13 protein-coding genes are annotated in these 12,737 nt (G+C 73.4%); 7 read left to right on the top strand and 6 right to left on the bottom strand.

Annotated elements, in window-relative coordinates:
- Positions 1-46: 46 nt before the first annotated feature.
- Together O7612_RS14715 and O7612_RS14710 are read right to left on the bottom strand one after the other, a co-directional pair.
- Positions 47-715: a class I SAM-dependent methyltransferase gene (locus tag O7612_RS14715; protein WP_282264984.1), complete on the bottom strand. Its 669-nt coding sequence runs from the start codon at positions 713-715 to the stop codon at positions 47-49.
- Between the two features lie 133 nt (positions 716-848).
- Positions 849-1,388 (bottom strand): DinB family protein, encoded by a 540-nt coding sequence (locus O7612_RS14710; RefSeq protein ID WP_282264983.1) that lies wholly within the window; start codon positions 1,386-1,388, stop codon positions 849-851.
- A gap of 83 nt (positions 1,389-1,471) precedes the next feature.
- Here O7612_RS14710 and smpB point away from each other — a divergent pair, with 83 nt between their 5' ends.
- Together smpB and O7612_RS14700 are read left to right on the top strand one after the other, a co-directional pair.
- The gene (gene smpB, locus O7612_RS14705) at positions 1,472-1,957 is read left to right on the top strand and encodes an SsrA-binding protein SmpB (RefSeq protein ID WP_282264982.1); all 486 of its coding nucleotides are present in this window, start codon (positions 1,472-1,474) and stop codon (positions 1,955-1,957) included.
- Positions 1,958-2,393: 436 nt separating this feature from the next.
- On the top strand, positions 2,394-2,756 hold the full coding sequence (locus O7612_RS14700) for an SH3 domain-containing protein (RefSeq protein ID WP_282264981.1): 363 nt from the start codon (positions 2,394-2,396) through the stop codon (positions 2,754-2,756).
- A gap of 517 nt (positions 2,757-3,273) precedes the next feature.
- On the opposite strand, the gene O7612_RS14695 is transcribed toward O7612_RS14700, so the two are convergent.
- On the bottom strand, positions 3,274-4,125 hold the full coding sequence (locus O7612_RS14695; RefSeq protein WP_282264980.1) for a hypothetical protein: 852 nt from the start codon (positions 4,123-4,125) through the stop codon (positions 3,274-3,276).
- A 211-nt stretch (positions 4,126-4,336) separates the two neighbouring features.
- Here O7612_RS14695 and O7612_RS14690 point away from each other — a divergent pair, with 211 nt between their 5' ends.
- Both O7612_RS14690 and O7612_RS14685 read left to right on the top strand, forming a co-directional pair.
- Positions 4,337-4,909, top strand: coding sequence for a helix-turn-helix domain-containing protein (locus O7612_RS14690; RefSeq protein WP_282264979.1), 573 nt, complete (start codon positions 4,337-4,339; stop codon positions 4,907-4,909).
- On the top strand, positions 4,906-6,168 hold the full coding sequence (locus O7612_RS14685; protein ID WP_282264978.1) for an MFS transporter: 1,263 nt from the start codon (positions 4,906-4,908) through the stop codon (positions 6,166-6,168). The genes O7612_RS14690 and O7612_RS14685 overlap by 4 nt, the downstream gene beginning before the upstream one ends.
- Before the next feature lie 61 nt (positions 6,169-6,229).
- Here O7612_RS14685 and O7612_RS14680 read toward each other — a convergent pair whose 3' ends face one another.
- On the bottom strand, positions 6,230-6,643 hold the full coding sequence (locus O7612_RS14680) for a type II toxin-antitoxin system Phd/YefM family antitoxin (RefSeq protein WP_282264977.1): 414 nt from the start codon (positions 6,641-6,643) through the stop codon (positions 6,230-6,232).
- 86 nt (positions 6,644-6,729) lie between these two features.
- Positions 6,730-8,466 (bottom strand): M28 family peptidase, encoded by a 1,737-nt coding sequence (locus tag O7612_RS14675; RefSeq protein WP_282264976.1) that lies wholly within the window; start codon positions 8,464-8,466, stop codon positions 6,730-6,732.
- Between the two features lie 277 nt (positions 8,467-8,743).
- On the opposite strand from O7612_RS14675, the gene O7612_RS14670 reads away from it, so the two are divergent.
- From O7612_RS14670 to O7612_RS14660, 3 genes are read left to right on the top strand one after another with little or no spacing between them, the layout of a single operon-like run.
- Positions 8,744-9,268, top strand: a complete 525-nt coding sequence (locus tag O7612_RS14670; RefSeq protein ID WP_282264975.1) for a PadR family transcriptional regulator — start codon at positions 8,744-8,746, stop codon at positions 9,266-9,268.
- Positions 9,265-9,945 carry an ABC transporter ATP-binding protein gene (locus O7612_RS14665; protein ID WP_282264974.1) on the top strand — a complete coding sequence of 227 codons (681 nt, stop codon included), beginning with the start codon at positions 9,265-9,267 and terminating at the stop codon, positions 9,943-9,945. The genes O7612_RS14670 and O7612_RS14665 overlap by 4 nt, the downstream gene beginning before the upstream one ends.
- Positions 9,942-12,221 (top strand): ABC transporter permease, encoded by a 2,280-nt coding sequence (locus tag O7612_RS14660; protein ID WP_282264973.1) that lies wholly within the window; start codon positions 9,942-9,944, stop codon positions 12,219-12,221. Before O7612_RS14665 ends, O7612_RS14660 begins: the two co-directional genes overlap by 4 nt.
- Before the next feature lie 50 nt (positions 12,222-12,271).
- Here O7612_RS14660 and O7612_RS14655 read toward each other — a convergent pair whose 3' ends face one another.
- Positions 12,272-12,733 (bottom strand): VOC family protein, encoded by a 462-nt coding sequence (locus O7612_RS14655; protein ID WP_282264972.1) that lies wholly within the window; start codon positions 12,731-12,733, stop codon positions 12,272-12,274.
- Positions 12,734-12,737 lie beyond the last annotated feature (4 nt).

The raw sequence follows: 12,737 nt of genomic DNA, 5'->3' as shown, positions 1-12,737 counted from the left end.
GCGTGCCAGATCCGCGCAACAGAATAGAGGTGCCGTGGCGGCCCGGTCACGCCCGGTCGTCGTCCCGACGAACCAGCAGGCAGGCCTGCGGGGTGCGTTCCGTCGCGCCGTCGAACTCCTGCGGGGCGCGACATATCCGGGCCCGCTCCGGCAGCCCGGCGGCGTGCAGCAGGGCGGCCACCTGGTCCGGTTGGCGGCGACGGAAGGCCAGGGAGACCGGGTCACCCCACGCCTCGGTGTAGCGCACCGTCTCGTCGCCGACCTGGAAGGCCAGCAGGGCGTGCCCACCGGGGGCGAGGACCCGGTGGAACTCGGCGAAGACCCGGGGCAACCACTCGTCGGGCACGTGGATGACGCTGTACCAGGCGACCAGCCCGGCCAGCACGCCGTCGGCCACCGGCAGTTCCAGCATGGACCCCTCGACGAAGCGCAGGTCGGGGTGGGCGAGCCGGCCCTGCGCCAACATCCCGGGGGACAGGTCGAGCCCGGCGACGGTCAGGTCGAGGGCACGCAGGTGGCCGGTGATCCGGCCGGGGCCGCAGCCGACGTCGAGCACCGGACCACCGCCACCGGCCAGGACGGTCTCGGCGAACGCGGCGAGCATGGCCCGGTCGACCGGGCGGGCGGCGAGTTCGGCGCGGAACCGGGTGGCGTACCCGGCGGCCATCGTGTCGTAGGAGGCGCGGGTCTCGGCGAGGAAGTCGGCGTCGGTCACGGCCGCGGACCCTACCGGCCGGGCGACCTCCCCCCGGGGCTGCGCCACACCGACCGACCCCGCTCCCGACGTCGACCCCGGGGCACACCCGCGACCTCGACTCCGGGCGGCCCGCCCGCGACGCGGCCAGGGGTCAGCGGGTGGTCGTCGGGCGGGTGACGTCGTGCACGTGGTGCTCCACGTCGTGCAGGAAGTAGACGGCGAAGCGACCGACGGTGAACACCGAACCGTTGCTGCGCCGACCCGGCCGGTCCCACTGCGCGGGGGTGACGGTGTCGAACGCGGCGGCGGTCGCCTCGGCCTGGTCGGCGAGTTCCCCGGCCACCCGCGCCGGATCCTGGTGCAGGTAGTCGTCCTCGACGGCGGTGGCGTCCTGGTCCCAGTTGGGGAAGACCGGGTCGTCCTCGTCGAGCATCAACGCCAGCCGGCCCCGGAAGATCCGGCAGGTGTCCCGCACGTGGCAGGCGTACTCCGTCGGCGACCAGACGGTCGGCGCGGGCCGCCGGGTCGCGTCGGGCCGCAACAGCACCTCCCGCCACACCGGGACGATGGCGCGCAGCCGGTCCCCGGTGGCGTTGACCCGCTGGGGTACGAAGCCGCACTCGGCGCACCCGTCGTCGATGACGGAGGTCCAGTCCCGGTCCTCCGGCGTGATCGCCGCCCACTCCGACATGCGGCGATCCTGCCACGGAGGTGCCGGGCCGCAACCGCCGGTAGGGTGTACGCCGCTGGCGGATCCGAGCGGAGGTGGTCGTCGTGGCGCGGGACACGGAACGCAGGTTGATCGCCGCCAACAAGAAGGCCCGCCACGACTACACCGTGCTGAAGACCTACGAGGCGGGCATCGTGCTGGCCGGCACCGAGGTCAAGTCGCTGCGGGAGGGGCGGGTGTCGCTGGTCGACGCGTTCGCCCAGGAACGCGACGGCGAGCTGATGCTGTACGGCCTGCACATCGCCGAGTACGGCTACGGCACCTGGACCAACCACCAGCCCCGACGGACCCGCAAGCTGCTACTGCGCCGGGTGGAGATCGCCCGGATCCTGGAGAAGCTGCGCGACGGCGGGGTGACCCTGGTGCCCCTGTCGATGTACTTCAGCAACGGCTGGGCCAAGGTGGAGCTGGGGCTGGCCCGGGGCCGCCGTTCCTACGACAAGCGCCAGGTGCTCGCCGAACGCGACGCGAACCGGGAGATCGCCCGGGAGTTGGGCCGTCGACTCAAGGGCCGCCGCCCGGCCGGCTGAGGCATGCGCCGGCGGCGGCTGGCCGGGGACGGTGGTCACTGACGTGGGTGAGCACTCGGCGACCCGCCTGTCCGCCTCGTCCGAGGTTTCTCGGCGTGCTCCCGAAGAGCGGGCCGGTGCGGCAAGGAATTCGTGCAAGTCATTTTTGGCGCGTCGGCACGGACGGCCTCCCACGCCGGGCGCGGGCGAACGCACGGACGTGCCCGCCCCCCAGAAGAACCGACTTCCATTTCTCCGCTGGTCACGCACGTTTTTATCTGCCCCCACAAAGAAAGACGGCCCCGGCCCATCGCATCGGACGAATTTATTTATAGGACATAAAGGGTGATATAGGACCATGAATCGGACTGCTGACAGCCAATTGCGTCGATGCGGTTCACCCTGGTGGAGCGGCATAAACAGAAGTTCACCGCTTCCAACCATTCGGGGAGAAGTCATGCAAAGGCTCAAGCGAGCGACGATCAGTGCCGGCGTGCTCATGGCGGCGACCGCGATCGTGCCCGTCGTCTCGGCAAGTCCGGCTTCGGCCCACGCTCCCTGCGGGGTGTCGGTCGACGACAAGGACAGCAGGACCTGGCGGGCCACCGGCGGTGGCGCCAACATGCGGTCCGGGTCCAGCACGTCGTGCAGCATCAAGGGCACGGCGGGCAGCGGACAGCGGCTGGACTACCACTGCTATACGCTCGGGAAGGACGGCCACACCTGGACCTTCCTCCGCAACGACAGCACGGGTAAGACCGGGTGGGTCCGGGACGACCTGCTGTCCGACGGAGGCAGTTTCGAAGACTGCGGGCTCTAGCGCCGCAGCAGCCTCGCTCGACAAGGTGTGGATTCGGTTGGGGCGGGCCGGTGGTGACAGGCCGGTGTGTCCGGTGATCATGCAGTCTCCGCACTGTGCATGAAGGGCGGGTGGCTGCGTCCGCCTCCCTGTCGTGTCATTCGCGAATGCGACGACAAGCCGAGTCGGCGGCGATCGACGATGGCCCCCCGAGACAATCTCGGGGGGCCATTCCGCGTCTCCCCGGCGGATCGCCGTCTCCGCCGGTGACATGCGTTCATTGAACCGGTCCCCACGGACGGTGAATGTCGTTGATCCGTCGTTTCCCGCAATTCTGTTGGGCGCAGTTGAAGTCTCGCGGAAATCCTCGCGGCCATTTTGATCACATGATCTCAGCGTCGAGAAGAGCACCGCGAGAAGGTGAACTCCAACGCTCTTGTGAGCTGGCGGGAATTGCTTCGATGCGCGTCGACGCGACCCGTGAATGTCGCGCAGATGCTGTCGATGGGTTGCGGACCGTTGCCACGTCCCGCATGGCTCACCCCGGGCTGCCGTCCGCCCCGGCGGTGTCGGCGGTGCCCGGTGAGCTGGCCAGCACCACCGCCGCGGCCACGGTGGCCAGGGTGGCCGCGACCGCCCAGGGCAGCCAGCCGGCGCGTACCCCGTCGCCGAGCAGCAACACCCCGGCGACCGACGGCACGACGATCTCGACCGCCCAGAGCACGGCGGTGACCGGCCCGACCTGCCCGTGCCGCAGCGCGTGCGCGTAGAGGATCGTCCCGGCCACCCCGGAGACGACCAGTCCCCAGCTGACCGGCTCCCGCAGCAGGTCCCACAGCGCCGTGCCGGGCTGGCCCAGCGGGTCGGTCGGCGGGGTGAACGCCCGCGCGCACAGCGCGGTGATCCCCCAGGCGAGACCGGCCAGGGTGGCGGCGACGATCGGCCGGGCCACCCGTAGGGCGGCCACCCCGGCGACGGCGGTCAGCACCGCCGCGACGGCCAGTCCGTACCGCAGCGCCGTCGACGCGGTGACCGGGGGTTCGGGGCCGGCGGCCAGCGAGATGACGGTGAGGGCGGCGACGGTGAGCAGGATCGCCCCGGTGTCCCGGCGGCGCAGTCGCGCGCCGAGCACGATCCGGGCGATGACCACGGTGACGGCGAGGGATCCGGCGGTCACCGACTGGACCGCGTAGACGGGCAGCTTCTGGAGGGCGACCAGGGAGGCGAGCCAGGCCAGCGTGTCGCAGGCCAGGCCGGCGAGGTAGAGCGGGTGCCCGAGGGCGCGCAGGGTGCTGGCACCGCGTCGCGCCCCGACCGCCTGCGTGACCGAGCCGACACCGTAGCCGAGCGCCGCGCCCAGCGCGAAGGTCAGCGCGAGCCCGGACGTCACCGCCCGCTCCCGGCCCGGTCGGGTCCGTCCGCCACCGCCGATCCGCTCATCGACACCGCCTCCGGCTCGCGGGCCGGCCGGTCCCCCGGCCGAAGCTCCCGTCGGATTGTCCCCGTCTCGGGTGCGGTCCGCAGCACGTCGACCGCCGGCCTGTCCGGCCAGTTGTACAAGAAATCTTGTACTTCAAGTGTTGTTCTTCTACCGTAGCGGCATGACGGAGGAACACCCCAGGCACCTGACCGACCCCCGGGCGATGCGTGCGCTGGCCCACCCGACCCGGTTGCGGCTGCTCGGCGAGCTGCGCGTCCGGGGCCCGCAGAGCGTCGGCATGCTCAGCGACGCCATGGACGAGGCGGTCGGGTCGGTCAGCTACCACCTGGGCAAGCTGGCCGAGCACGGCTTCGTCGAGGAGGCCCCCGAACACGCCCGGGACCGCCGCGAACGCTGGTGGCGCGCGACCCACGCCCGGACGTCCTGGGAGCCGGTCGAGCTGCTCGCCGACCCCGAGCGGCGGGCCGCCTCCGACCTGTTGCGCCGCGCGGTCCTCGACCGGTACACGGAACGACTCGGCCACTACCTCGACGTCGAGGCGACCCTCGACCCGCAGTGGGTGCGCGGCACCGCCAGCAGCGACTCCTGGCTGCACCTGACCAGCGACGAACTGCTGGAGCTGCGGGCCGACCTGGAGGCGCTGGCCGCCCGCTGGCAGGCCCGCAGCGACCCGGCCCGGCCGGGGGCCGGGACGGTGACGTTGATGTACCACGCCTTCCGGGACCTGCGGTGACGCCGACCCGACACCGCGCCCCGCTGGTCGGGCTGCTGGTCGGTCACACCGTCTCGCTCACCGGCAACATGCTCACCCTGATCGCGCTGCCGCTCTACGTGCTCGCCGAGACCGGCTCACCCGCCGCCACCGGCCTGACCGGCGCGGTGGCCACCGTGCCGGTGGTGCTCGGCGGCGCGCTCGGCGGGGTGCTGGTCGACCGGATCGGCTACCGACGGGCCAGTGTCCTGGCCGACGTGGTCTCCGGGCTGACGGTGGCGGCCGTGCCGCTGCTCGACGTCACCGTCGGCCTGCCGTTCTGGGCGCTGCTCGGGCTGGTCTTCGCCAGCGGCCTGCTCGACACCCCGGGGCAGACCGCCCGCAACGCCCTGCTGCCGGAGGCGGCCACCGCCGCCGGGGTGCCGCTGGAACGGGCCGTCGGCTGGTACGAGGCGAGCGAGCGCGGTGCCCGGCTGATCGGCGCACCGGTGGCCGGGCTGCTCGTCGCCACCCTCGGCGCGCTCCCGGTGCTGGCCCTGGACGCCGCCACCTTCGCGGTCTCCGCGCTGGTCGTGACGGTGCTGGTGCCCCACTCGCTGCGCCCGGCCACGCCGGCCGATCCGGGCGGGGGCTACTGGCGGGACTTCGCCGTCGGGGTGCGGTTCCTGACCCGGCAGCCGTTGTTGCGGGCGGTGGTGCTGCTGGTGCTGGTGACCAACTTCTTCGACGCGACCAAGAGCAACGTGCTGCTGCCCGTGGTGGCCGACCGGGAACTCGGCGGGGCCACCGCGTTCGGCCTGCTGGTCGGTGCGATGGGCGGCGGCGCGCTGGTCGGGTCGCTGGTGTTCAGCACGGTGGGCCACCGGTTGCCCCGCCGGGCCACCCTGGTCACCGCGTTCGCGCTGGCCGGTGCGCCGCCCTTCTGGGCGCTGGCCGCCGCGCCGCCGCTGCCGTGGGTCGTCGTGGTCTTCGCCCTGTCCGGATTCGCCGCCGGTGCGATCAACCCGCTGCTCGGCGCGGTGGAGTTGGAACGGGTGCCGGCCCACCTGCGGGCCCGGGTGTTCGGGGTGATCGGGGCGGGCTGCTGGGCGGGCATCCCGCTGGGCGCGCTCGCCGCCGGGGTGGCGGTCGACAGCTTCGGCACCACACCCACCCTGCTCGCCGTGGGCGGCTGCTACCTGCTGGTGGTCCTCACCCCGCTGCTGGGCGGCCCCTGGCGCACGATGGACCGCCCGGCCCCCGCCGACCAGCCCGAGGCGTCGCTGACCCCGGCCGGGTAGGGCCCCGGCACGGGCGGGTGGGCAGCATCCGGCGGGTTCCCACGGGACCGGGGTGCGAGGGTCAGTCGCGGAGCAGGTCGGCGTGGGCGGCGCGGAGCCGGTCGACGGCCGGGTCGGTGCCGGGCGGGACGCGCCGGTCCAGCTCGGCCCAGACCTCGGCGAGCGCGTCGGTCGCCGCCCGCAGCTCGGCGGCGTGCCGGCGGGCGCCCTGCCGGTGCGACTCCTCCAGCCGGCGGGCCCAGCCCGCGGTCACCGTGCCGAGGCGTTCGTCGTCGGCGCGGGCCTGGGCCGCGCTGCGCGCGGCGGAGGCCGGCACGATCGCGGCCACCGGCCGGGTGTCGCCGTCGCGGGTGACCAGGGTGACCGTGTCGGTCAGCTCGGCCATCGCGATCAGCTGGGTCAGCCGGGTACGCAGCTCGCGCAGCGGCACGGATCGGGGTTGACCACTGTGGTGGGACAGCGCGGGGGCAGCCATGCCCACATCCTCCGGGCCGGGTACGACATTTATCGCCGTGACGGTCCGGGTGGGGGCGGACGACCGCCCGCCCCCACCCGGGTCGGTCAGCTCGCCTGCAACGTCACGTCGTCGACGACGAAGCTGGTCTGCAACGAGGAGTCCTCGGTGCCGGTGAACTTCAGGGTCACCGTCTGGCCGGCGTACGCGCCCACGTCGAACGAGCGCAGCGTGTAACCGCTGGCCTTGTTGAGGTTCGAGTACGTCGCCAGCGTGGTGCTGCCGACCTGGACCACCAGCTTGTCGTACGCCACGGTGGTGGTCCGCTCGGCGGTGTCGATGTGCAGGTAGAAGGCGAGGGTGTAGGAGGAGCAGCCGGCCGGCACGGTCACCGACTGGGAGAGCGTGTCGGTGCTGGTGCTGCCGTTGCCGTTGAGCCACGCCTTGTAGGAGCCGGTGCGGGCCGGCTGGCTGGACGAGTTGGTGATGACGCCGGAGGTGGCCGTCCACGGGCTGGTGCCCGACTCGAAGCCGCCGTTGCCGACGACCTGCCCGCCGGTGCAGCTGCCGGTGCCGGTGACGGTGAGGCTGTAGCTGGCCGTCCGGGTCGCCGAGCCGGTGCCGGTCACGGTGAGGGTGAAGGTGCCGAGGGCCGCGCTCGACGACGCGCTGACCGTCATGGTGGCCGAGCCGCCGGAGGTGACCGAGGACGGGCTGAACGAGACGGTCACCCCGCTGGGCGCACCGGAGGCCGACAGGGCGACGGTCTGGGCGCTGCCGCTGGTGGTGGCGGTGCTGACCGTGGCGGTGGTGGACCCGCCCCGGACGACGCCGCCGGCGGTCGGGCTGACCGCGACGGAGAAGTCGTTGGTCGGGGTGCCGCCGCCGACCGCGAGGTCCCAGATGGCGTACGCGACGCCGTCGGCGCTGCGGTTGAGCCCGGTGGCGTTGATGTTGCTGGTGGTGTCGCAGGACGAGTGGTAGCACGGGTCGTACGCGGCGTTGGCGGTGCCGCCCCACTTGCTGGCCTGCGAGCTGGTCTTGCGGGCGCTGGCCCCCATCGCGTAACCGGAGGTCGGGATGCCGGCCTGCTGGAACGAGTAGTCGTCGGAGCGGCCCTGGCCCTCGGTGTTCTCCTCCGGCGACAGCCCGAGCGAGTCCCAGTACGCCTTGAGCGGTGCGGCGGTGGTGGAGGTGACCCGGTTGATGAAGTAGCCACCGTTGGTCGAGGCGACCATGTCGAAGTTGTAGTAGCCCTTGATGTAGCCCTTCTGGGCGGTGGTCAGCGAGTTGACGTAGAACTTGGAGCCCTGCAGGCCCTGCTCCTCGCCGTTCCACCAGGCGAACCGGACCCGCTTGCTCATGCCCGGGTTCTGCTGGGCCAGCACCAGGGCGTTCTCCAGCAGCACCGACGAGCCGGAGCCGTTGTCGTTGATGCCCGGCCCGGCGGCCACGCCGTCCAGGTGCGCGCCGAACATGACCACGTCGTCGGCGGGGCCCTGCGGCCACTCGGCGATCACGTTGTTGCCCCGGTAGGTGCAGGTGGTGCAGGTCTGTTCGGTGACCGTGTAGCCGGCCGCCTGGAGCTTGGACTTCACGTAGGCGACCGAGGCGGTGTAGCCGGCCGAGCCGGACCGCCGGTTGCCGCCGTTGCTGGTGGCGATGCTCTGGAACTGGGCCAGGTGCGCCTGGACGTTGCTGACCGAGACGTCCGGCGCGGCGAGCGCGGCGACGGCCGGTGCGGCGGTGGCCGGCCGGGCGGTCGTGGCGGCCGTGGCCGGTGGCGCGGCCAGGGCGAACGTCACCGCGGTGACGGCGGCGATCGCCAGGGTTCTGCGCTTCATGCGTGCTCCTCATGGGGGTCGGCGGGGCATCCCGCCCGGGCGTCACCGTCCCGTCTGTCGGCTACGACAAGGGGTGCACGGGAGCCCGCGGCCCGGGGGTGGGACCGCGGCGGAAACGCCGGGGAAGGAAACACTGACATGTATCAATCTGCGGGTCAATCCGTCGACCGGTGTCACATTCGCCGGCACCGGGGGGCGCGTCGCCGGGAACCCGTCGCGAGGAGGTCAGCGCGGGGTGTAGACAACGCATGTATACGCCGTGTGTATAGTCCCCCGCATGTCCATCGGCCAGACCTTCCTCGGCCTGCTGGAGGCGACCCCCCGGCACGGCTACGACATCAAACGGCGCTACGACGAACACTTCGGCCACTCCCGCCCGGTCGCCTACGGCCAGGTCTACGCGACCCTGTCCCGGCTGCTGCGCGGCGGCCTGGTCGAGGTGGAGGCGGTGGAGCCCGGCGAGGGCCCCGACCGCAAGCGGTACGCGATCACCGAGGCCGGCGTCGCCGACGTGGCCCAGTGGCTGGCCCGCCCGGAACAACCCGAGCCCTACCTGCAGAGCGTCCTCTACACCAAGGTGGTGCTCGCCCTGCTCACCGGCCGTGCGGCGGCCGAACTGCTCGACGTGCAGCGCGCCGAGCACCTGCGCCTGATGCGGGAGCTGACCCGGCGCAAGCGCGACGGCGACCTCGCCGAGCAGTTGATCTGCGATCACGCGCTCTTCCACCTGGAGGCCGACTTGCGCTGGCTCGAACTCACCACCGCCCGTCTCGACGAGCTGGCCGCGCGGGTGCGGGCATGAGCGCCCCGCTGCTGGTCGCCGAGGGCCTGCACCGCAGCTTCGGCGAGACCGTCGCACTGGTCGACGCCGGGCTGCGCATCGACGAGGGCGAGGTGGTCGCGGTGCTCGGGTCGTCCGGCTCCGGCAAGTCCACCCTGCTGCACTGCCTGGCCGGGATCGTCCGCCCGGACCGGGGCCGGGTCCTCTTCGACGGCCAGGACCTGGTGACGATGACCGACGCCCGGCGCAGCGCCCTGCGCCGGGAGGCCTTCGGGTTCGTCTTCCAGTTCGGCCAGCTGGTGCCCGAGCTGACCTGCCTGGAGAACGTCGCGCTGCCGCTGCGGCTGGCCCGCGTCCCCCGCCGGGAGGCCGAACAGCGGGCCGGGCAGTGGCTGGAACGGCTGGAGGTCACCGAGGTGGCCGGCAAGCGCCCCGGCGAGGTCTCCGGTGGCCAGGGGCAACGCGTCGCGGTGGCCCGCGCGCTGGTCACCCGCCCCCGGGTGATCTTCGCCGACGAGCCGACCGGCGCGCTGGACTCGCTCAACGGCGAGCGGGTCATGCGGCTGCTCACCGAGGCCGCCCGGGACACCGGGGCGGCGGTGGTCCTGGTCACCCACGAGGCACGGGTGGCCGCGTACTCCGACCGGGGGGTCGTGGTGCGCGACGGGCGGACCCGCAACCTGGAGGTGGCGGCGTGACCGTCCGGGGCGCGCTCGCGGACCTGGCGATGGGTGCCCGGATGGCGGTCACCGGCGGCCGGGAGGGCTGGACCCGGGCGCTGCTCACCGCCGTCGGCGTCGGCATCGGGGTGGCCATGCTGCTGCTGGCCACCGCCGTGCCCGGGGCGCTCGACGCCCGGCAGGCGCGCGGCGACGCCCGCGACGATCTGCGGTTCGGTGAGAAGATCGCGGCCGGTCCCGGCACCCTGCTGGTGCACGCGCTGGACACCGAGTTCCGGGGCCGGCCGGTGCGGGGCCGGCTGCTGTGGCCGGAGGGACCGGCCGCCCCCGTCCCGCCGGGGCTGACCGCCCTGCCCGCACCGGGCGAGGTGGTCGTCTCCCCCGCCCTGCGCCGGCTGCTCGACTCCCCCGACGGCCCGCTGTTCGCCCCCCGGCTGGGTGGCGCGCGGGTCACCGGGACCATCGCCGACGAGGGCCTCGCCGGCCCCAACGAACTGGCCTACTACCAGGGCGACGACCGGCTGTCCGACGCCTCCGGGGCGACCCGGCTGGACCGCTTCGGCGGCGGGCTGCCCGGCGAGGGTCTCGGCCCGGTGCTGATGCTGCTGGTGGCGGTCATCTTCGTGGTCCTGCTGCTGCCCATCGCGGTGTTCCTCGGCTCGGCCGTGCGCTACGGCGGTGAGCGGCGCGACCGGCGGCTCGCCGCGCTGCGGCTGGTCGGCGCGGACACCACCATGGTCCGGCGGATCGCCGCCGGGGAGGCCGCCGCCGGCGCCCTGCTCGGGGTCGCCGTCGGCATCGGGTTCCTGCTCGCCGGTCGCCAACTGGTCCCGCTGGTCACCCTCTACGACATCAGCGTGTACGCCACCGACATCCGGCCCCCCACCGCGCTACTGCTGGCCGTCGTGCTGGCCGTGCCGGCGCTGGCCGTGCTGGTGGCGATGCTGGCGCTGCGCGCGGTCGTGGTCGAGCCGCTCGGGATCACCCGGCGCGGCACCCCGGTCCGCCGCCGGCTCTGGTGGCGGCTGCTGCTGCCCGCCGCCGGCCTGGCCATGCTCCTGCCCGTCGCCGGCCTGCGCGAGGGCGACGGCGGGGTCACCAGATGGGTGGTGCCGGCCGGCGCGGTGCTGCTGCTGACCGGCACGGTCACCCTGCTGCCCTGGCTGACCGACCTGCTGGTACGACGGCTGCGCGGCGGCCCGGTGTCCTGGCAGCTGGCGGTCCGCCGGGTGCAGCTCGACAGCGCCACCTCGGTCCGGCTGGTCAACGGCATCGCGGTCGCCGTCGCCGGCACCATCGGCCTGCAGATGCTCTTCGCCGGGATCGCCGGGGACTTCACCACCGCCAGCGGGCAGGACACCTCCCGGGCGCAGGTGCAGGTGCAGTTCCAGGACCAGCCGGACCTGGCCCGGGTGCTGCGGCAGCTCGGCGGGGCCGACGGGGTGACCGCCGCGACCGGCACCCTCAGCGCCGGGGCCAACGCCGGCTCGTCGGACGGCCCACCGGTGGAGATCCGGGTCGGCGACTGCGCCGCGCTGGCCGAGTTCGCCCGCCTCGACCGGTGCGTGGACGGCGACACCTTCCTGGTGTCCGATCCGGGCGACCCGGCGGTCGTCCCCACCGGCACGGTGCTCACCGTCGAGGACGGGTCACGATGGCGGGTGCCCGCCACGGCGCGGCCCGCGACGGCCCGACCCGACCCGGCCGGCTGGATGGCGAACGCGGTGCTGGTCACCCCCGGCGCGGTCGGCTCGCGGACCCTCGGTCCGCTGCGCTCGACCGTCTACCTCCAGCTCGACCCGGCCGCCCCGGACGCGGTCGAACACGTCCGTAACGCCGTCGCCGCGATCGACCTCACCACGCCCGTGTCCGTGCTGTCCTCGACCATCGTGTCGCCCCGGTTCGCCGACATCCAACGCGGCCTGGCCATCGGCACGGTCGTCACCCTGCTGCTGATCGCCACCAGCATGCTCGTCGGTACGTTGGAGCAGCTGCGGGAACGCCGCCGCCTGCTGGCCATGCTGGTGGCGGTGGGCACCCAACGCAGCACCCTCGGCTGGTCCGTGCTGTGGCAGACCGCCCTGCCGGTCGGGGTCGGGCTGGTGCTGGCCACCGGCTTCGGGCTGGGCCTCGGCGCGGCCCTGCTCCGGATGGTGCAGGCCCCGGTCACGATCGCCTGGCCGGTGGTCGGCTTCGCCGTCGGCCTCGGCGGGCTGGCAGTCCTGGCGATCAGCGGGCTGAGCATGCCGCTGCTGTGGAGGCTCACCCGCGCCGACGGGCTGCGCACCGAGTGACCACCCGGTCCGGGTCGGCGACGTCGCCGACCCGGACCGGTGCAGGGCGGTCAGCCGGCGTACGGGGTGGCGACGTCGAGAATCCAGGTGACGCCGAACCGGTCGGTGAGCATGCCGAACCCGGGTGCCCACGCCGACGGGCCGTACTCCTCGATCACCTGGGCGTCCTCGGCGAGCCGGTGCCAGAGCGCACCGACCTCCTCCGCGCTGTCGCCCCGGACGGAGACGAAGAACCGCTCGCCGGTCAGCGTCGTGCCGTTCGCGCGGGTGGTGGCGGTCGGCGCGGCTGCGGCGGGGGCACCGGCGGGCACGTCGTAGGCCATGATGGCGAAGCCGTTGTCGGCGGTGACCTGGCCGAAGACGACCCGGTCGGCGTCCGGCAGGTCCTTCGGCATCCCCAGGTCGCCGTAGCTGACGACGGTGCTGCGGCCACCGAACACGGCCTGGTAGAACTCCAGCGCCGCACGGGCGTCACCCCGGAAGTTGAGGTGTGTGGTGGCGGAGATGGCCATGGTC

This window comes from Micromonospora sp. WMMD987 (assembly GCF_029581435.1).
In the GTDB taxonomy this organism is placed as follows: domain Bacteria; phylum Actinomycetota; class Actinomycetes; order Mycobacteriales; family Micromonosporaceae; genus Micromonospora; species Micromonospora rifamycinica.
Note: the sequence above shows the minus strand (reverse complement) of the source record. Positions and strands in the feature narration are given on the sequence as shown.